The sequence below is a fragment of the Qipengyuania flavescens genome, from assembly GCF_029688735.1.
Taxonomy (GTDB): Bacteria; Pseudomonadota; Alphaproteobacteria; order Sphingomonadales; family Sphingomonadaceae; genus Qipengyuania.
Window position 1 is genome coordinate 404,425 of the sequence record NZ_JARULD010000002.1, and the last position, 19,089, is coordinate 423,513.

Sequence of the window (19,089 nt, forward strand, 5' to 3'; positions counted from 1 at the left end):
CGAAGGCTCAGGCGAGTTCCTTCAGCAGGCCATCCAGCGTCGTGCCGAGTTCGGAGGGCGAGGGCGACACGCGGATGCCGGCCTTCTCCATCGCCTCGATCTTGTCCTCGGCGCCGCCCTGGCCGCCGCTGACGATGGCGCCAGCGTGACCCATGCGACGGCCCGGAGGCGCCGTGCGGCCGGCGATGAAGCCGACGGTCGGCTTTTCGAGGCCCTTCTTGCGCTGGTGCGCGATGAATTCGGCCGCTTCTTCTTCCGCGCTGCCGCCGATTTCGCCGATCATGATGATCGACTTGGTGGCATCGTCCTTAAGGAAGAGGTCGAGCACGTCGATGAAGTTGGTGCCGTTCACCGGGTCGCCGCCGATGCCGACTGCCGTGGTCTGGCCGAGACCGACCATGGTCGTCTGGTGGACGGCTTCATAAGTCAGCGTGCCCGAACGCGAGACGACGCCGACGCTGCCCTGCTGGAAGATGGAGCCGGGCATGATGCCGATCTTGCATTCGCCGGGGGTCAGCACGCCGGGGCAGTTCGGACCGATCAGGCGCGACTTGCTGCCTTCGAGCGCCCGCTTCACGCGCACCATGTCGAGCACCGGGATGCCTTCGGTGATGGCGACGATCAGCTCGATCTCGGCGTCGATAGCCTCGAGGATCGAGTCCGCGGCGAAGGGCGGCGGCACGTAGATGCACGAAGCGGTCGCCCCGGTCGCATGCTTGGCTTCGGCGACGGTGTTGTAGACCGGCAGGCCGATGTGCTCGGTGCCGCCTTTGCCCGGCGTCACGCCCGCAACCATCTGCGTCCCGTAATCGAGCGCCTGCTGCGTGTGGAAGGTGCCGGTATCGCCGGTCATCCCCTGGGTGATGACCTTGGTGTTCTTGTCTACGAGGATGGACATATAAATGCTCCTAGAAAGCAGCGCCAATTAGCCGCACTTGCGGTTGATCGGAATTTGGGTCGGTGAAAAATTGAATGCCGCGAGGACCAGCAGCAGTTGAAACCATCCAAAGCTGGCTCTCCGACTGCTTGAGAGGTTTTGAATCGAGAATCGAGGTCAGTATTTTGACGACCTTATTTTGCTCATATTGATCGCTTAAAATGGCTCGAACAACACAAACGCGGTTCACACCATCACCGTCGGTCGGAAACTCAATCGAGATCGGAGCCGAGATGTGTTGGTAGTTCTGGCCGTTGAATGTCCAAGCATCATTTTCGAAACGAGACCTATCGGCTCCATTTTTGTCCGCCGAAAGCATGCATAAGGCAGCCGAGTTCGCCACATCGTCGACGGTGGCTGTCTCGGCGGCGTTTGCAGCAGAAGCTGCAGTCAATGTCGCCGCTAAGAGAATTGCCGCTAAAAGAATTACTGAAAACCGCATCACGCCAGCGAGCTATCCAGCCCTTTGCACGCCTCGAGCAATTCCTCGACCGCGTCGGTCGAGACCTTGAGGTTGCTCTTTTCCTCGTCCGATAGTTCGATCTCGATCACTTCCTCGGTGCCGCCCGCGCCGATCACGGTGGGCACGCCCACATACAGTCCGTCGAGGCCGTACTTGCCTTCGACATAGCTGGCGCAGGGCAGGACGCGCTTCTGGTCGCCCAGATAGGCTTCGGCCATGCTGATCGCGCTGGTGGCGGGGGCGTAATAGGCCGAGCCGTTGCCGAGCAGGCCGACGATCTCGCCGCCGCCGCCGCGGGTGCGCTTGACGATCTCGTCGATGCGATCGGCCGAGACGCCCTTGATCTTGGCATAGTCGTTGACCGGAATGCCGTTGATCGTGGTGTAGCTGGTGACGGGCACCATGGTGTCGCCGTGGCCGCCGAGGACGAAGGCGTTCACATCCTTCACCGACACGTCGAACTCCCAGGCAAGGAAGGTGGCGAAGCGCGCGCTGTCGAGCACGCCGGCCATGCCGACCACCTTGTTATGCGGCAGGCCGCTGAATTCGCGCAGCGCCCAGACCATCGCGTCGAGCGGGTTGGTGATGCAGATCACGAAGGCGTCGGGGCAGTTGTTCTTGATGCCTTCGCCGACCGCCTTCATCACCTTGAGGTTGATGCCGAGCAAGTCGTCGCGGCTCATGCCGGGCTTGCGCGGGACACCGGCGGTAACGATCACGACGTCGGCGCCGGCGATGTCGGCATAGTCGTTAGTGCCGGTGATCTTGGCGTCGAAACCTTCGATCGGGCCGCACTGGCTGAGGTCGAGCGCCTTGCCCTGCGGCATGCCTTCGGCAATGTCGAACAGGACGATGTCGCCCATTTCCTTCTTCGCGGCGAGGTGGGCGAGGGTGCCGCCGATCATGCCGGAGCCGATGAGCGCGATCTTCTTGCGTGCCATGTAGGGGAGGGTCCTTGTCCTGTCGCGGGACCGATCATGAAACACGAGAGACCGATAGGTGGGCCACGCCGTAAGTGTCCCGCGAAGGCGGCACGGCACCCGGTCGATTGCGAGTGCGACCTAGGCCCCCGCGCACACGAATGCAACCGGCAATCGGCGGGCAGGTTCACATATCTTTGAGAATGGTTTGCAGTAGCAATAAGCGCTGCTACGCTTGGTTTAACAAGAGCTCAACCGGCCATCGCCCGGAAAGTTTCAATAGATGAGCGCGCTCGTCGTATCGAGGCGGCGGACGAGGTCTTCCGCCACGCGGCGATCCAGCGTGCGGCAGACCTCAAGCCACCATTCGTAGCTTTCCGTATCGCCGGTGAAATGCGCCTGTTCCGCTTGGTTGCGCGCCTCCCGGGCCGCGCCGAGACCGTGCTGCGCGAAGTGCTTCAACGCCGCGCGCATCATCATGTCGAAGGAGCTTTCGACCGCCACGTCGCCGCCAGCCACGCCATTGTCATTGGCCGCGCGGCCCAGCGCCTTGCGGGCCAGCGCGCGTGCGATCGGCGAATGGGCGGTGGAGCGGGCGGCGGCGAAGTGAACGGGCATGGGCAGTTGTCCTGCTTTCGATGTCGGCGCGCTGCGTCGCGCTCACCCGGTATTAGCGGGCTGCACCTAAGCTTGTGTTCCGCGGTATGGTTGTGAAGACGTAAATCTTTGTCTTCGCTTGCAGACGCCAAGGCCTACTCGCTCTTGCCCGGTTCCCTGATCCAGCGCCCGCTGTTCGCATATTCGTCGCGCACGCGACCGGACGAGGGCAGGTTGTCGTTCTTGGCGGGCGCTGCCGTAGCGGATTTCGCAGGCGCGCCGACCGGTATGTCGGGTGTCCTGTCCGCACCGATGGCGGAATTCGGCGGCGGCGCGGCTGCTGCGACCGGGCCGGGCACATCGCTCTCGGCGCGGCGCACGGCGGGGGCGGCGGCACCCGGCTCCACGCCCGCATAGGCATCGGTGAAGGCGCCCGAGCGTCCGGCGGAACCCTTCCAGCGATAAAAGCGATGCGCGCCGATGGTGCGGATGTAATCGAGGCTCGACGCCCAATAGGGGTTCACGTAATTCGTATGGTAATGCGTGGCGAGGCCGATGGGGCGGTAGACGTCGCCCGCCAGCGCCGCCAGCGCGATCGACTGGGCGCGTGCATAGCCGCCGCGCGACGGGGTGCGCCGCATGGATCCATCGCAGGTGAAGGAGAACTGGCAACCGGTCTTTCGCTCCGATCCCTGGAACACGACTCCGCAAACGCTGGCCGGATAGGCCGGATGCGCCACGCGGTTGAGGACCACCTGTGCCACCGCCTGTTGGCCGTCGTAACTCTCGCTCGCCGCCTCGTAATAGATCGCCATCGAGAGGCATTGCAGCGCGCGGGCCTTGTCGAGCCCGCCGCCCGCCTGCCGGAAAGCCTGCGCCGTCGCACCCGCGCCGTGGCTTTCGGCAAATTCGACCGTCTCCAGCGTGCCTTCTTCCTCGCGCAAGTCTGCAAGATCGGTGGTGAGCCGGGGCGCGTCTTCGAGGTAATAGAAGGCCGATCCGGGGAAGCTTTCACCCGCCGTCTCGAATGGCATCGGCGTCAGCGCGACGCGCTCTTGCTTGAGGCCGATGGCGCTGCGCAGGTTGGAGCCGAGTTCGCCTTGTGCGGCATAGGTCGGCAGGGCGATAGCAAGCGCGAGCGCGCCGAGGCGGATCGCCATCTGCCGCCTGTCGCGCTGGCGTTCGGCCCGGCGCTGCGCGCGCGTCGGCGCTGTGCGCAGGTTGCGCTTTCTACCGCCATCGCTGTCAGCCCTGCTGGCCAAATGCCGCCATCCTTTCACGCCCTGCATAGCCTGCCGCACGATGGCGCGGGAGAGGCTGCAGGTCCGGGTCCCGCCACGGGACGTCCGTCGCCGCGGCCCTTACCATGCAAATCCTTAATGCGAACTCCAACTTGTGCGCCGCAATATGGCGGTGTAGGAGCGCGCCTGCGTCATGGGTTGGCCTGTTCGCGCAGGCCCGAAGAGGGAAGGAGGTGCGATACCTCCGCTGCCCCCGCAACTGTGACCGGTGAGGCGCGCTCCATCGTGCCACTGTCCATTACGGGCGGGAAGGCGGGGCGCGGCCTGCGATCCGGGAGCCAGGAGACCTGCCCATGCGTGTCGTTCGGCCGCGGGCGGGGTGTACCGATGGCAAACGTGGATGCGAGCAATTCCGCTCCCTCCCGTCATGAGCGACGTTTCGCTTATGATGGAGGTTTTGTGTCCAGATTTCTGCTTTTACTGACTGTTTCCGCGTTTCCCTGTGCTGCGATGGCGCAGGAGACCGACGACGACATCATCATTCCGTTGGTGACTGATCACGCCGACACCATCACCGTGACTGCAAACGGCCTCGGCACCGATATCGGCAACACCGGCCAGGCGGTAACGATTATCGAGCGCGAGGAGATCGAAAGCGTGCAGGGGCCGGATGCGACGCGCGTCCTGCAGCGCACGCCCGGTCTCTCGCTGACCCGCAACGGCGGCGTCGGCGGCTTCACCGGCGTCAGCATCCGCGGCGCGAATTCGGAGCAGCTGCTGGTGCTGGTCGACGGGGTGAAAGTCAACGATCCGTCCTCGCCTTCGGGCGGGTTCGATTTCGGCAACCTCCTGCTTGGCACGGCGGGCAAGTTCGACATCCTGCGCGGCTCGAACAGCACGATCTGGGGGTCGGACGCCATCGGCGGGGTCGTCGATGTGTCCACCCGCGCCGAGACCGGCCTCGAGGGCAATGTCGAGTACGGCTCGCGCGATACGCTCTACGCCAGCGCCGTCGGCGGGCTGAAAGGTGATCGCTATTTCGCCGGGCTGACCGGCGCCTTTTACCGCACCGACGGCTTCTCCGCCGCGGCCTCCGGCACGGAGCCCGATGGCTTCGAACAGGTCGCGCTGGGCGGCACGGCCTTCTTCGACATCACCACGAACCTCGAACTGTTCGCCCATGCCAATTGGAGCGAGGGCGAGCTCGACATCGATGGCTTCCCGCCGCCGACCTTCGCTCTGGCCGACACGCTGGAAACGCAGGAAACCCGCCGGCACTGGGGCGATGTCGGCCTGGCCTATTACGGCAACGACCTCACCCTGCGCGCGGCCTACAGCCTGTCCGGTACCGAGCGCGACAATCTCGACGATGCTGGCAATTTGACATTTGCCGGGGACGGCCATTCGGAGCGCGTCCAGCTTCGCGGCGAATATCGCGCCATCGGTCCGGTAACCGTGGCCTTCGGCGCGGAGCACGAGTGGAGCGATTACGAGACCAGTTTCGATGCGCCGGGCGAGATCGAAATTTCCGGTGCCTACGTCCAGCTCGGCTTCGCATTGGGCGATATCGCGGCACATATCGGTTCGCGCGTGGACGATCACGAGCTGTTCGGCACCAACGGCAGTTATGGCGCCGATCTGTCCTACGGCCTCGGCAACGACTGGCGCATTCGCGCGAGTGTGGGCGAGGGCTTCAAGGCGCCGACGCTCTACCACCTGCGCAGCTTCTACGGCAACGCGGACTTGCGCCCTGAGGAGAGCACCAGCTTCGACCTCGGCGTTGAAAAGGGCCAGCGAGGGCGCGGCGCGCATGTCGCGCTCACCGCCTTCCGCCGCGACACGACCGACCTGATCAACTTCGCTTTCAGCGCGGAGCGTCCGTTCGGTTTCTACGACAACACCGCGCGCGCCCGGGCGCAGGGGTTCGAGGCCGAGGCAGGCTTCGATATGTCCGGTTCGTTTCGGGTGTCGGGCGTATTCTCCTATGTCGATGCTGAAGACCGCGCGACCGGCCTCGATCTCGCTCGCCGCCCGCGTCACTTCGGCACGCTGTATGCCGACTGGGACGCCCCCTTCGGACTGAAGCTGGGTGCGGACCTGCGCTTTGCGGGCGAGAGCTTCGACAATGCCGCCAACACGGTCGCGCTCGACGGCTACGAAGTGCTCGACCTGCGCGCGGCGATGCCAATCGGCGATACGCTGGAAGTATATGGCCGGGTCGAGAACGTCTTCGACGCCGATTATGCGACCGCGCTCGGCTATGCGTCGCCCGGCCGCGGTGCCTTTGTCGGCGTGCGGGCGCAAATGTGATCCGGCTGCTGCCCGCGCTGGCTCTGCTGCTCGCCGGATGCGCGAGCGAAGGGCCGGTGCGGGCGCCCGATCACCAACTGCCGACCATCGTCAGCCTCAACCCCTGCACCGACGCGATCCTGGCCGAGGTAACGGCGCCAGGCCAGCTGCTCGCGATCTCGCATTACAGCAAGGATCCGCGCGCGACCTCGATGCAGCCGGCAGATGCCGCTCGCTACCGGACCACGGGTGGTTCAGTCGAAGAGATTCTCGCGCTCGATCCCGATGTGGTAGTCGCAAGCAGTTTCATCGCTCCTGCGACCCGCGCGGCGCTGGAGGATCTGGGCGTCGAAGTCGTGACTTTCGGAGCGGCGAGCACGGTCGAGGAAAGTCTCGAGCAGGTGCGCGCTCTAGCCGAACTGGCGGGCGACAGGAGAGCGGGTGAGCGCCTTGCTGCGCGGATCGACGAAGCAATTGCCGATGCGGACCTGACGGGACAGTCTATCGAAGCGGCCTTGTGGCAACCGGGCGGCATCGTCCCCGGCGAGCGCGCGCTGATCAGCGACCTGCTGCGCCGCACTGGCTTCGCCAGCTACGGCGAGGCTCGCGGGCTCGGCCAGGCAGACTTTCTCGCGCTGGAGCAGGTGGTAGCCGATCCGCCGGAGGTTCTGCTGGTCGCCGGGAGCGATAATGGTCAGAGCCATCCTGTCCTCGAGCAGCTTCCCGGCATGTTGCGCGAGAGTTTCGACACCCGTCTGCTTTATTGCGGCGGTCCGACAATCATCCGCGCAGCCGAGCGGCTGGCCGAAATCCGGCGGAGTGTCTCGTGAACCGCGCGGTGGTGGTGTTCGGCCTGTTGCTTGCGATCGCCCTGCCGCTCTCGCTTCTGGCAGGTCGCGTGTGGCTCTGGCCGGACGCCACGCCAAATGCTGCGATCATCCTCGCTGAGCTCCGCCTGCCGCGCGCTCTGCTGGCTGTGATCGTCGGGGCAGGCCTGGGTGCGGCGGGGGCGGCGATGCAGGGTTATCTGCGCAATCCGCTTGCCGATCCGGGGCTGTTCGGCATCGCACCGGGCGCGGCGCTGGGGGCGGTCGTGGCGTTGTGGTTCGGCTACACGACGAGCGCGTGGTTGCTGCCGCTTTTCGCTCTGCTGGGAGCGGGCGGGGCCATGGCCCTGCTGGCTGCAATCGCCGGACGCACCGGGGGCATCGCGCTGTTCACGCTGGCAGGCCTGATGGTTGCCAGCCTCGCTGGAGCGCTCACCGCTCTGGCGATCAGCATGGCGCCGAATGCCTTTGCCATGAGCGAGATCGTCCTGTGGCTGAACGGCGCGCTGACCGACCGCAGCTGGCGCGAGGTCACGCTGGCCGCGCCGCTGGTGGGGCTCGGCGTGCTGCTTCTCTGGCGTACCGGCAAACCGCTCGACGCGCTGACTTTGGGCGAGCCGGTCGCCCGGTCGTTGGGCGTGAACACCGGCGCGCTCCTGTGGATGCTCACTGCAGGCATCGGTCTGACTGTCGGCGCGAGCGTGGCGGTTGCCGGGATCATCGGCTTCGTCGGCCTGATCGTGCCGCATCTCGTCCGGCCGTTCACCGACAGTCGCCCCTCGCAACTGATTGTCCCGAGCGCGCTCGCGGGGGCGCTGCTGGTGCTGGTCGCGGACAGCGCGGTGAGGGTCTTGCCTTTCGTGACGGAACTGAGGCTCGGTATCGCGCTGAGCTTGCTGGGCGCGCCGTTCTTCCTCTGGCTTCTGATACGAATGCGCAGGGGGCTCGCATGATGCTCGCTGCGCATAACCTCTCAATCGGCGATCGCCTCCACGACGTTTCGCTGGCCTTGGAGCCGGGACAGATCATCGCAATCTGCGGCCCGAACGGTGCAGGCAAATCGACATTGCTTGAGGCGCTGGCGGGTCTGCTCCCGCCGGAAAACGGGGCGATCGATCTCGGTGACAGCAATCTCGCGACCCTGCACCCGCGTGAGCGCGCACAGCGTATCGGCTATCTCCCGCAAGCGCATGAAATTGCGTGGGATGTTCCGGTCCGCAGTCTGATCGAGCTTGGTCGCATGCCGCATGGCGACACCCGCGCGGAGCCGGTCGAGGCCGCCATTGCTGCCCTCGACCTCGGACCACTCGAAAACCGCCGGGCCCAGTCGCTGTCCGGCGGCGAGACCGCGCGCGTATTGCTGGCGCGCGTGCTCGCCGGAGAGCCTGCATGGATACTCGCGGACGAACCGCTCGCCGCGCTGGATATCGGACACCAGCTCGCCTTGTTGCGCCACTTGCGCGATGCAGCCGACCAAGGCGCGGGCGTAGTGCTGGTGCTCCACGATCTCGCCCATGCGATGAATTGTGCCGACCGGGTCATCGTGCTCAACGAAGGGAGGCTCGCCGCCGACGGAGAGCCGCACGCAGCATTGGACGTATCGACCCTGCAAAGTGTCTGGAAAATCGACGCCCGATGGATTCGCGCGGACGACAAGCGGGCACTCATCGCCCGCTGAAGGGTTGCCTTGGCATGACTCGATCCGATCTCGAAAACCGATGGTTCGCGCTCACTCGCGATGAAATGCCCAGCCTTGCGCAGGACCGCGGCTGGCCGGTGCATCTCGACCATTGTTTCCAGCGTATCCTGCTGGACAATGCCGTAGGCGCAAAATGGAACGAGGAAATTCCCGCGCCCGCCTACCGCAACGCCGAGGATGCCGTGCTGGAGAAAGCCATCGCGCTGGGCCGTTCGGCGATCGCGGGCACCGAAGACCTGACCGAACTCAACAACAACTCATTGGCGTGGCGGGGTAAAGCGAAAGCTGCCTAGGCCGCGGCCCGCGCTTCGAAGCGGGCGACCACGCAATTGCGGCCCCGCTCCTTGGCGACGTAGAGCAGTTTGTCCACTTGCCCCAGCGCGGTGGTCAGCGGCAGTCCGCCAGACCATCCCATCACACCGATCGAAGCCGAGATGCGCAAATGCGGCACGTCGCGTACGGGCACGAGTTTTTCGATCGTCTGGCGTAGCTGTTCGGCAAAGGCGCGGCCCGCGCTTTCGTCCGACTGTTCGAGGACGATGGCGAATTCCTCTCCGCCGAGCCGGTAGCTGGTGTAGCCCTTCTGCCGCGCTCCTCGCATCGCATTGCGGATACTGTCGGCAACCGCGACGAGCACTTCGTCGCCCGCCTGGTGGCCGAAGGTGTCGTTGATACATTTGAAATTGTCGAGATCGATCGAAAGGATCGTTCTTGGGGCGTCCGGCTGGATGAGGTTCCCGTAGTCCTCGAATAGCGCGCGGCGATTACCAAGGCCGGTCAAGGCATCGTGGCGCGAGAGATATTCGGCATGGTGCAGGGCGCTTGCCACCTCTTCGTGGAGGTGCAGCTTGTCCACCGCGTCTTCAGCGGCCCTAATGGCCTGCCGTCGCTGCCCGATACCGAACGGAACCGCGCCGATCAGCGGAAATAGGACCGCCGCAGTGAGCGCCGGTTGCGATCCGCCATTGGTGATGAAGCTGCCGGCGAGAACGGAGAGGGCAAAAGCGCAGGCGAAACCGACCAGAATCCATGGGACAAGACCGACCAGCGAGCAGATCATGCACACGCCGGTGATAACCAGCACCAGCAGCGCCAGTCCGGCAGGCTCGACAGTCGGTGCAGCGAAGACAGGAAAGGTCAGCAGTCCCCATGACAGTCCCGAAAGGGAAAGGGCGATGCCGGCTAATCTAAAAGCCGCCTCGAAAGGTTCACCTGCTTCAAGCGTTCGGCGAAGGTGGGTGCAGGCCCAGCGGATCAGGCCGATCGAAACCGGCCTGAACAGCAGGGCGATGATGAGCAGGATATCGGGACCGATAATCGTGGCAATAACCAGGCAGAGCGACCAGGCAACAAGGCTCGCTGGTAGCGAATGCGCCTCGCGATCCGCCAGTCCGGATATGATCTCGCGGCGAACTTCTGCCGCCCAGGCGGCATTGCGCGTGACGCACACGCCCAGCCCGTCCTGATCCTTGAGTGTGTTCTCCGTCACGCCTTCCGTCCCTTCGGTACGAATAGGCTCGCACCGTTGCGAACGGGTTAACCTCGCAACGAAAAAGAGGCCGGAGCCACAGGACCCCGACCTCTCAAATCAACAGGAAAAAGCGATCAGTTGCCGATCGGCATCGTCGTCCCGCTATCACCGATGGTCGCGGCGCCGTCGTCCGCAACCTCGCTGTCGGCTGCTTCGTCGCCCGGAATTAGCCCGCGCGCTTCGAGCATCGGGCCGACTTCGGGCGCGCGACCCATGAAGTTCTGGAACATCTGGTAGTAATCCATCGTCCCGCCGCGGCTCAGCACGGTAGCGCGATAGTGATCGCCATTCTCGCGGGTGAGACCGCCATTGTCGAGGAACCACTTGCGGCTGTCACGGTCGAGCATCTCGGTCCACAGATAGCTGTAATAGCCTGCCGAATAGCCGGCGGGTCCGCTGAAGATGTGGTTGAAATAGCTGCTGCGATAGCGCGGCGGCACGAGGTCGATCTCGAGACCGAGTTCTTCCAGCGCCTGGCGCTCGAACGCGTCGACCTTGGCCGGTGTGTCGATGGCGGCGGCTTCCGCGGGAGACAGCGCGCTCCATTTCATGTCCAGCAGGGCAGCTGCCACGACCTCGCCGAAGTCGTAACCCTGGTTGAACTTCGACGCGGCTTCGATCCGGTCGATCATTTCGGTCGGGATGGTCTCGCCCGTCTCGTAATGCTTGGCGTAGTTCGAGAGGACCGACGGGTAGGTCGCCCACATCTCGTTCACCTGGCTCGGATATTCGACGAAGTCGCGCGCCGTGGCAGTGCCGGACAGGCTCTCGTACATCTGGTCCGCGAAGAAGCCGTGCAGTGCATGGCCGAATTCATGGAACAGCGTGTTGACATTGTCGAAGCTGACCAGCTGAACCTCGCCTGCCGGGGCCTTCGGGATGTTCAACACATTGTAGATGACGGGCTTGTTGCCCCACAGGTCGCTCTGATCGACGAAGTTGCTCATCCACGCGCCACCGCGCTTGGACGGGCGCTGGAACGGATCGAAATAAAACAGGCCCAGCTCCGATCCGTCGCGGTCGAACACCGTATAGGTGGTGACGTCCGGGTGATAGACCGGGATGTCGGTCCGCTTTTCGAAGCTAAGGCCGTAAAGCTGGTTGGCAGCGTAGAACACGCCGTCTTCCAGCACCTTGTCGAGCTGGAAATATTCCATGACCGCGTCTTCATCGAGCTGGAAGTTCTCGGCCTTCACCTTGTTGGCATAGCGATACCAGTCCCACGGCTGCACTTCGTAATCGCCGCCGTCAGCTGCGATCGCGGTGTTCAGCAAGGCCGCTTCGCGCCGCTGGGTCGCGGCGAGGGCGGGGACCATCTGCTCCATGAAGTTGAGCGCGGTTTCCGGCTTCTCGGCCATGCGATCCCACATGGCGTAGGTCGCCCAGTCGGGCTCGCCGAACAGCGCGGCCTTTTCAGCGCGCAGGGCCGCGATCTGGCGAACCTGGTCACGCGTATCGAACCCGCGCTGCCCGTCGGCGCGGTGATAGGACAGCTTGAACAGCTTCTCGCGCGTCGCCCGGTTTTCGAGCGTCGGCAGGAGCGGCTGCTGCGTGGTATTTTGCAGGGCGAGGGCGAACTTGCCCGGCTGGCCCTTCTCTGCGGCAAGTTCCGCCGCAGCTTTGATGTCGGCTTCCGACAGGCCCGCCAGCTCCTCGCGCGTGTCGACGATCAGCGGCTGGTCGCTCATGGCAGAGCGGACGGTCTGGCCGAACTCGGTCGTGATTTCGGACAGCTGCGTGTTGATCTGCTTCACCCGCTCGCGCTGCGCGTCGGTCAGCATGGCGCCGGCATGGACCATGCCTTCGTACGTATCCTCGAGCAGCTTGGCATCTTCCGGCGTCATCGTCATCGCGGCGCGATTGTCGTACACCGCCTTCACCCGGGCGAAGAGTTCGGGGTTGAGCGTGATGCTGTCGGAATGGGCGGTCAGCTTGGGGCTGATTTCGGTGTTGATCTCGTCCAGCCGATCGGTCGTGTTCGATCCGGTCAGCGCGAAGAAGACCGTCGCAACGCGGCCGAGCATACGGCCCGATTTCTCGAGCGCGACGATCGTGTTCTCGAAGGTCGGCGGGGCGGGATTGTCGATGATCGCCTGGATTTCGGCCTGGTGGATTGCCATGCCCTGCTCGAAGGCAGGCATGTAATCGTCTTCCGAAATCTTGGTGAAATCGGGTGCCTTGAACGGAAGCGTGCTTTCGTTGGCGAAATAGCCGGTGGCCTGCGGGACTTCATTGGCTTCGGCCATGGTCTCGATCTCTCCTCCGGGGGTGGTGGTGCAGCCTGCGACGAGTGCGGCGATGGCGGCGGTGGCCAGGATCTGGGCCTTCATAGTATCTCCCTTGGACCGGGCAGGGTTATGCCTGACCGGATAGATAGAATTGCGATACGCGCTTGGACCGGATTGCGTGGCTTGGAGCAAGCGAACGTATGTCGCCGGTCGGCGCTTGTGCACGCTTTATCGAACGGCATCGGGCCTTGCGTGTTCCTGAATGGCTCAGGCTACCGTCCGAGCGGATAATCGACGACCTCGGTGTAGAGCGATCCTTGCTCGCGCAGGTGACTCTCGAACAGACCGAAAGAGCTCGCTTGCCAGCTACCGAAACGTGTGGTCGAAGTGTCGGCGAGGAAGCTGCCGACCGGGCCGCTCGAAGCATTGAGGCGCGCCAAGGTTACGTGAGGCATGAACTTGCGGTGTTCGGCCTCGATACCCACGCTCTGGCAAATCCGTTCGATCTTCTTCTGCAGACGCCGGAGTGCCTCGTTCGGCGCGACACCAGCCCAGAGCAGGTGCGGTTTCCCTTTGCGTTCGAAAACGCCCGTACCGACCAACTCGACTTCGAAAGACGGCGTGCGCAACTTGCCGAGCGCTTCGGCAAGATCATTTGCGCGGTGCCTGTCGACCTCTCCGACATAGCGCAAAGTGAGCTGCAACTGGTCGTCATCCTGCCACCGCGCGCCTGTCACTCCCTCCATACTGTCGATCAGTCGGTCGCGAACAGGAGACGGAGGACGCAATGCGATGAACAGGCGGTGGGTCATACTGCGCCCTTACATGACGCGATCCCGATTGCGAGATGTCAGGCGTTCTGGCTGGCAGTTCCAGCCTCGCGCGGGTCCTCATATTCGGCCTCTGCGAAGATCGCAGCACGCCGTTCGGACCGGAATTGCAGCCCCCTCGCGACAGCGCCGCCAGCATGGGTGTAGTCGAGCTGCGAGGCTACCTCGTCATAGTCTCCCGCATCGATCGCCGCGTTCAGTCGGGGGCTTCGCTCCGGAGAAACATTGCCGATGCCGACATTGTAGACAAGATCCACGAGCGCATCGAATTCGTGCTGATAGAGCGGGAGGGCACCGACAAGCTGGCGCACGCCGCGCTCCGCTTCTTCAAGGTCCGCCGAAAGGAACGCCATGGCACGTTTCTCGCTGATAGTGTCGCCGACGCGCAAATTGTCTTCGGGTTCGACAAGATGGCCAACCCCAACGGTCGGATATCCGGCGACATCCCGATACACGGTATACCGCACGCCTTCTTCCTGAATCAGAGCTTGTTTGAAGTCGTCGCTCGCCTTGAGGAGCGCCGTAGGCTTGCGCGTTTCTGTTGCATCCACCATCATTGATGGTGCAGCGGCCGGATTACCTTTGTTAGTCTTGGGTAATTGCGGTCCGGTAAACGCAGTCAGGCCCAGCGCGCCGGCGGTAAGCATCATGGTGGCCTGACGGCGGGTAGAACGCCGAGGTTTGACCCCGAACGCTTTCCGCGCCGCTTCGCGCGCCTGTTTTAGGTCCCGACGATGGCGTCGAGCCTTGACCAGTCGCTTTACCGGGTTGCGCGTTTTTTGGTCGTCGCCTTGCGCTTGAATGCGTTGCCAGTCGCCCGGTTCAAGCGGCCGATCAAGATCGGCAAGAAGGGCTTTGAGGCGTTCCGATTGCGCCGGGGGCGGCGTAGTATTCTCCTGTTTCTCGACCATAAGGCGAGCACTGCTTTCCGTATCTGCTTATGAGCGTGTCTCGAAAGCGCTATGCCCCCGCGAACTCGGAACCGTGGATCCCTCGAACGCTATGTCTTTGATTTAAGAACGGTCGACGGCGAAAATTTGGTCCGCACTTCGTCGTTTTTCCAGCACGGTCGGGGCGAGACTCGATGCTTTGCACAGCGTAGGTCCGCAACGAGAGTGTGTACCTTCTACGCTTGGAAAGCGTCACCGAAATCGCCGTTCATCGCTGCAAACACCAGGCTTTCGCGCCGCGCGTGATGCGACTTGTGGCACATGTTTTTCACATGCCAGCGCAGGGTCTCGTAGCTGATCCCGATAGTTTTTCCGACACGGCGCATATCGATCTCGCGCATGAGGGTTTCGAGGATTGCCGTTTCGCGCTCGGTAAACCCGTAAAATGCCGCGAACAGTTTTGCGCGGGAGGCAATAGCATCCCGTGCACGGGCGATCGAAAGGAAAACGCTGTCCGATCCCATCCATTGTAAGGGCGAGGGCAGCGGCGACACCTCGATGGACGCACCGCCGATGCGGAAAGACAGAGTTTCTCCTTTCAGCGCATTTGCTACCGCCGCTTCGATCACGGCCAGCGTCGCAGGAACTCCGCTCGCTAACCTGTCATGCGCGATGAAAAGTGTAGATTTATGCAAGGTCCCGCCTTCGCGTCCGCCACGGTCGGCGTATCTTAGCACCAGCCCGCGATCGACGACGAGATAGACGAAATCGCCGGGATCGCGGTGCGCGCTGAGCAAGCGTGCGGCCCGCAACGAGTTGCGCAGCGACTTCTCCAGGATCGGCAGCAGGGCGCTTAGCCGGTCGGCTTCGGCCAGTTCGAAATAGGCTTCGCCGAAGCCGCGCTGCACGCTGATCGACTGGCGCCCGAATTCTGCATCGTCGCCGATGATACCATGCACGCTGTCGCGCACATCGCCCAAGCGGTTGATCGCTTCGAAATATTCGGTGTGCGCAATATCCTCGTTACGGACATATTGCTGGCCGAGTAAGCAAAGAAAGGCCGCTCCAAGGATCGAACCGGTTATAGTGCGAATTATAGCGCTCGATGGCCACCCGGTCGTGGTTCCAGTCGAGCGAGCGGCGACAGGGTCCACCGCCCGGCATGCCGAGCAGCATGGCTTTGGATCCGCCGACCCATTCGGCGATGTCGCGGAGTAGATCCTGCCAGCAATATTCGCCGAAACCCGCCGCTTCGCAGCGTTGTGCAAGCTGTTCTGCAGTGGCCCCCATTCGAAAGCGTTACCGCGTAATCGACAGCGTATCAACGAGTTGCTCCGCCCCCGAGCCATGCGACTGTCGAGTCTTCTCGATAAGGCAAGGCCCGGCCACCTGTTGGTGGCCGGGCCCGCATGTCGATTTGATGCTTTTCGGCGCGATCAATACAAGAAATCCGCCCCGCCGATGGCTTCGGCTTCGAAGCCGCTCACCAATGCCGGAGTCATGTCACCTGCGCTCTTAACATCGGGCAGGTCGGCCGCCGCAAGCCCGCCGAACTGCGCGCCGGTGAGCGCGATTTCGCCGGTCAGGCGGACAGTCATGTCGGACGATCCGTCACCGTCGACGTCGAGCAGGAGCAGAGTATCGCCGCCGCCGTCGTATTCGTAGCGCAGCTCGCCCGCCGTACCGCTGAACGCGGACTGGCCGACGAAGGCGAAGCCTTGGTTGCCGCCGACGTTAGCATTGGCATCGATTGCCGAGAGGTCGATGATGTCGCCCTGCGCTTTGGAGAAGTCGGTGATCGTGTCGGCCGCACCGGCGCTGGAACTGCTGTGGCCGAGCGAGGCGAAGACGAAAGTATCGCCGCCAGTCCCACCGGTCAGCGTATCGACGCCGAAACCGCCGGCGAGGGTATCATTCCCGCCTTCGCCGAACAGGTCGTCAGCTCCAGAATCGCCCGACAGACTGTCGCTGCCCGTTCCGCCGTGCAGTTCATCCGCGCCTCCTCCGCCGGACAGGATATCGCCCTGATCGCCGCCATAGAGGAGGTCGTTGCCGCCTGCGCCGGAGATGGTATCCACCCCGAGGCCGCCGAAAATCGTGTCCTCGCCATTGCCGCCAACGATCTCATCGCTGCCGTCGCCGCCGTCGATTGTATCATCGCCCGCGCCGCCATCGATGATGTCATTGCCTTCCTCGCCGAAGATGTCGTCGATTCCGACCCCGCCGTTGATGAGGTCATCACCGGTGCCGCCATAAATGTTGTCGAGGCCGAAACCGCCGAAGATCGTATCGTTATCTGTGCCACCGTAGATGGTGTCGCTCCCGGAGTTGCCGTCGATGAGATCATTCCCAGACCCACCCAGCATGACATCGTCACCGAAGTTGCCTGTCAGGCTGTCGATCCCCGCACCGCCTTCCAGCCGGTCGAAGCCAAAACCTCCGATCAGTTCGTCGTCACCGTCGCCGCCGAAGAGCCTGTCCGCTCCAGAGAGGCCGGAAATGAAGTCGTCGCCTTCTCCGCCCTCGATGATATTCGAAGTGCCCGACCCTGTCAGAGCATCGTTGAAAGCCGATCCGGTCAGGTTCTCGATCGATGTCAGCGTATCGACGCCGGCACCGAAGGTGTTTTGCGCTACCCCGAGGCTCAGCAAAGACACCGTCACCGCCGATGTGGCATTGTAGTAGGACGCAGTATCGCGGCCCCCCTGACCATTGAGCGTGTCGTCGCCATCACCGCCCACCAGCGTGTCGTCGCCGAATGCTGCGTTGATGACGTCGTTGCCTGCGCCGGTATCGATGAAGTTCGCACCGCCTGTGCCGGTGATGTTATCGGCGCCGCTGCCCGAAATCACGTTTTCGAAGTCTACGTAGCTTTCGCCGAAATCCGCCGTGAAATTGGTCACGCCGGTGCCCATATCGAGTGTGTAATCATAGTTTCCGACGGTCAGGTCCAAGGTGTCATTGCCGGAGCCCCCGTCGAGGATTTCGAAACTGCCGAAGGATGTGTCCGCGGCGACAATGTAGTCGTTGCCACCTTCGCCGAAGTAAGAACCTTCACCGCTTGAGTAGATAGTGTCGCTGCCACCACCGCCGTAAACGGTGTTGACACCACCGCCGCCGGAAATCGTATCATTGCCGTTCAAGCCGATCAGGGTGTTGTCGTCGAAATCGCCATTGATGGTCGATCCGGCAACGCCGCCGGTAATGACTTCCGTATCGACAAAGTTCGTAAGGCCTTGGTCGTAATCGGCGGCATTGATCGTGTTACCGCGTGGATCCCATACGGAGGCGAAAATTTCGCCAAGTCCGCCATTACTTTCCCAAGTAAATAGAATACGCCCGTCGCTTGTCACCGAGATGTCGGGAGTGAACGGATCGTTTGTACCGACGACGAATGTGCTTCCATCCGTGGTCCCATCCGCATTGAATCGCTGCGCTTCCAGCGTGAGGTCTGTATCGTTGTCCCAGGTGACGACGAAGCCGCCGTCTGGCAAGCCGATGACATTTGGTTCGTTTTCGCTGTCCGCAGTTCCGACGACCGTGCCGCTATTAACGATCGATCCGCCGTTGGTATAAATGCGGAAATTGACGTTCTGGCTTCCGTCTTCCCACACCATCACGAAGCCGCCTTCAGCCAATGCGGCGACCTTTGGCGCTGAGCCATTCGCTACGTTCGGGAAGCCAAATATCAGAGTCCCGCTTGTCGACCTGATCCCCACTTCGATGGAAGTGTCCGGACTGTCACCCTCTTCGTAAACAACCGCAAAGTTGCCATTCGATAATAGCGCATGATCTGCGGCCCGGTCGAAATCCGTGCTGTTCTGCGCAGCGTCGAATTCGGTGCCGACCACGCCGGTGTCGCTGACGGTGGCAAAGCGGATATTCTGATCGCCTCCAACATTGTCGGTGAAGGTGATGATCGACTCGTTTGTCAGCTGGTTTACGGTAATGGTCGGATTTGAAAGGCTGTCGGCGGCGATGCTTTCATCGGCCACTGTCGCCACATCGATGTTGGTACCGCTTTCATCGAACCGCGACCAACGGATCGTCGTCTGGTCCGCATTTCCGATCGCATCATCGACCAGAGCCATCACGAAGCCACCGTCATTGGTCGCCGCGATATCGAAATCACGCTCGTCGTCGGAGAACCAGTTGCCCAGCCGAAAGCTGTCCACGACGACATTGCCTTCGGAATCGTAAATCTTGCCAATGATGTCGGTGCCGGGGTCGGTGCCGATCGAGCCGTCGGCGCTTTCGGTCCAGACGACGAGAATATTACCGTTCGCCAACCCGATGATCTTCGGTTCGGTCTGGGATCCAGTCGCTGCGGAACCCGTGTTCACCTGGAACTGGGTGAGCATTTGGGTGGGGGTAGGCATCAGGATCGTCCTCCTCTGGCCACATCGACATGATGCGACTTCAAGATTGGCGACCTGACAGTCTTATTTTTATGAAGCTGGCAGGCTATCTAATACAATGGACTGAAAAGTCAAATCTAGTGGCGATCACCTACATCACAGTTTTCGAGAAATAGCCGGTGTCCGCGAGGAAGGGCCGACCGAAAAGCCGGAAGCGCATGGTTTATTCGATGGCAGATCGAGATCGATAAGAGATATGAGTGGTATCCGCTTGGGTCT

17 protein-coding genes and 1 riboswitch are annotated in these 19,089 nt (G+C 62.7%); of the genes, 5 read left to right on the forward strand and 12 right to left on the reverse strand.

All coding sequences use genetic code 11. The features are described from left to right. Positions 1-7: 7 nt before the first annotated feature. The 5 genes from sucD to P8R33_RS07320 all read right to left on the reverse strand — a co-directional run bounded on the left by sucD (position 8) and on the right by P8R33_RS07320 (position 4,179). The gene (sucD, locus tag P8R33_RS07300; protein WP_278328322.1) at positions 8-898 is read right to left on the reverse strand and encodes a succinate--CoA ligase subunit alpha; all 891 of its coding nucleotides are present in this window, start codon (positions 896-898) and stop codon (positions 8-10) included. Between the two features lie 10 nt (positions 899-908). Then, positions 909-1,382, reverse strand: a complete 474-nt coding sequence (locus P8R33_RS07305) for a hypothetical protein (protein WP_278328323.1) — start codon at positions 1,380-1,382, stop codon at positions 909-911. After that, a complete protein-coding gene (gene mdh / locus P8R33_RS07310) occupies positions 1,379-2,341 on the reverse strand; it encodes a malate dehydrogenase (protein WP_278328324.1) in 963 nt (320 codons plus the stop codon). The genes P8R33_RS07305 and mdh overlap by 4 nt, the downstream gene beginning before the upstream one ends. Before the next feature lie 255 nt (positions 2,342-2,596). Further along, positions 2,597-2,938, reverse strand: coding sequence for a hypothetical protein (locus P8R33_RS07315; RefSeq protein ID WP_278328325.1), 342 nt, complete (start codon positions 2,936-2,938; stop codon positions 2,597-2,599). A 134-nt stretch (positions 2,939-3,072) separates the two neighbouring features. Next, positions 3,073-4,179 (reverse strand): cell wall hydrolase, encoded by a 1,107-nt coding sequence (locus P8R33_RS07320; protein WP_278328326.1) that lies wholly within the window; start codon positions 4,177-4,179, stop codon positions 3,073-3,075. A 171-nt stretch (positions 4,180-4,350) separates the two neighbouring features. Beyond that, a riboswitch (cobalamin riboswitch) is annotated at positions 4,351-4,514 on the forward strand. 154 nt (positions 4,515-4,668) lie between these two features. On the opposite strand from P8R33_RS07320, the gene P8R33_RS07325 reads away from it, so the two are divergent. Genes P8R33_RS07325 through P8R33_RS07345 form a run of 5 tightly spaced genes read left to right on the forward strand, consistent with a single transcriptional unit; the run spans position 4,669 to position 9,266 of the window. Continuing rightward, positions 4,669-6,468: a TonB-dependent receptor plug domain-containing protein gene (locus tag P8R33_RS07325; RefSeq protein WP_278328327.1), complete on the forward strand. Its 1,800-nt coding sequence runs from the start codon at positions 4,669-4,671 to the stop codon at positions 6,466-6,468. Continuing rightward, a complete protein-coding gene (locus P8R33_RS07330; RefSeq protein WP_278328328.1) occupies positions 6,465-7,277 on the forward strand; it encodes a helical backbone metal receptor in 813 nt (270 codons plus the stop codon). Before P8R33_RS07325 ends, P8R33_RS07330 begins: the two co-directional genes overlap by 4 nt. Continuing rightward, a complete protein-coding gene (locus P8R33_RS07335; RefSeq protein ID WP_278328329.1) occupies positions 7,274-8,227 on the forward strand; it encodes a FecCD family ABC transporter permease in 954 nt (317 codons plus the stop codon). The genes P8R33_RS07330 and P8R33_RS07335 overlap by 4 nt, the downstream gene beginning before the upstream one ends. Further along, positions 8,224-8,952, forward strand: a complete 729-nt coding sequence (locus tag P8R33_RS07340) for an ABC transporter ATP-binding protein (protein ID WP_347569040.1) — start codon at positions 8,224-8,226, stop codon at positions 8,950-8,952. Before P8R33_RS07335 ends, P8R33_RS07340 begins: the two co-directional genes overlap by 4 nt. 14 nt (positions 8,953-8,966) lie before the next feature. Further along, complete coding sequence (locus tag P8R33_RS07345; RefSeq protein ID WP_278328330.1) at positions 8,967-9,266, forward strand: GCN5-related N-acetyltransferase; 300 nt, start codon at positions 8,967-8,969, stop codon at positions 9,264-9,266. On the opposite strand, the gene P8R33_RS07350 is transcribed toward P8R33_RS07345, so the two are convergent. The 7 genes from P8R33_RS07350 to P8R33_RS07380 form a co-directional block, all read right to left on the reverse strand. Next, the gene (locus P8R33_RS07350) at positions 9,263-10,462 is read right to left on the reverse strand and encodes a GGDEF domain-containing protein (RefSeq protein ID WP_278328331.1); all 1,200 of its coding nucleotides are present in this window, start codon (positions 10,460-10,462) and stop codon (positions 9,263-9,265) included. The two genes, P8R33_RS07345 and P8R33_RS07350, sit on opposite strands and share 4 nt — an antisense overlap. Before the next feature lie 116 nt (positions 10,463-10,578). Beyond that, entirely contained in the window at positions 10,579-12,834 is a 2,256-nt protein-coding gene (locus tag P8R33_RS07355; RefSeq protein ID WP_278328332.1) for a M3 family metallopeptidase, read from the reverse strand. Positions 12,835-13,004: 170 nt separating this feature from the next. Beyond that, a complete protein-coding gene (thpR, locus tag P8R33_RS07360) occupies positions 13,005-13,544 on the reverse strand; it encodes an RNA 2',3'-cyclic phosphodiesterase (protein ID WP_278328333.1) in 540 nt (179 codons plus the stop codon). A 38-nt stretch (positions 13,545-13,582) separates the two neighbouring features. After that, positions 13,583-14,473: a lysozyme gene (locus P8R33_RS07365; protein ID WP_278328334.1), complete on the reverse strand. Its 891-nt coding sequence runs from the start codon at positions 14,471-14,473 to the stop codon at positions 13,583-13,585. 215 nt (positions 14,474-14,688) lie between these two features. Further along, positions 14,689-15,432, reverse strand: coding sequence for a helix-turn-helix transcriptional regulator (locus P8R33_RS07370; protein ID WP_278328335.1), 744 nt, complete (start codon positions 15,430-15,432; stop codon positions 14,689-14,691). Between the two features lie 43 nt (positions 15,433-15,475). Then, positions 15,476-15,742: a hypothetical protein gene (locus P8R33_RS07375; protein ID WP_278328336.1), complete on the reverse strand. Its 267-nt coding sequence runs from the start codon at positions 15,740-15,742 to the stop codon at positions 15,476-15,478. A gap of 146 nt (positions 15,743-15,888) precedes the next feature. Next, on the reverse strand, positions 15,889-18,831 hold the full coding sequence (locus tag P8R33_RS07380) for a calcium-binding protein (protein ID WP_278328337.1): 2,943 nt from the start codon (positions 18,829-18,831) through the stop codon (positions 15,889-15,891). Between the last annotated feature and the right edge of the window lie 258 nt (positions 18,832-19,089).

What these genes read in the sequence shown, in the direction of transcription:
- sucD (WP_278328322.1), bottom strand. Translation starts at nt 898, where the DNA reads ATGTCCATCCTCGTAGACAAGAACACCAAGGTCATCACCCAGGGGATG.
- mdh (WP_278328324.1), bottom strand. Translation starts at nt 2,341, where the DNA reads ATGGCACGCAAGAAGATCGCGCTCATCGGCTCCGGCATGATCGGCGGC.
- P8R33_RS07315 (WP_278328325.1), bottom strand. Translation starts at nt 2,938, where the DNA reads ATGCCCGTTCACTTCGCCGCCGCCCGCTCCACCGCCCATTCGCCGATC.
- P8R33_RS07325 (WP_278328327.1), top strand. Translation starts at nt 4,669, where the DNA reads ATGGCGCAGGAGACCGACGACGACATCATCATTCCGTTGGTGACTGAT.
- P8R33_RS07340 (WP_347569040.1), top strand. Translation starts at nt 8,224, where the DNA reads ATGATGCTCGCTGCGCATAACCTCTCAATCGGCGATCGCCTCCACGAC.
- P8R33_RS07345 (WP_278328330.1), top strand. Translation starts at nt 8,967, where the DNA reads ATGACTCGATCCGATCTCGAAAACCGATGGTTCGCGCTCACTCGCGAT.
- P8R33_RS07355 (WP_278328332.1), bottom strand. Translation starts at nt 12,834, where the DNA reads ATGAAGGCCCAGATCCTGGCCACCGCCGCCATCGCCGCACTCGTCGCA.
- thpR (WP_278328333.1), bottom strand. Translation starts at nt 13,544, where the DNA reads ATGACCCACCGCCTGTTCATCGCATTGCGTCCTCCGTCTCCTGTTCGC.
- P8R33_RS07365 (WP_278328334.1), bottom strand. Translation starts at nt 14,473, where the DNA reads ATGGTCGAGAAACAGGAGAATACTACGCCGCCCCCGGCGCAATCGGAA.
- P8R33_RS07375 (WP_278328336.1), bottom strand. Translation starts at nt 15,742, where the DNA reads ATGGGGGCCACTGCAGAACAGCTTGCACAACGCTGCGAAGCGGCGGGT.
- P8R33_RS07380 (WP_278328337.1), bottom strand. Translation starts at nt 18,831, where the DNA reads ATGCCTACCCCCACCCAAATGCTCACCCAGTTCCAGGTGAACACGGGT.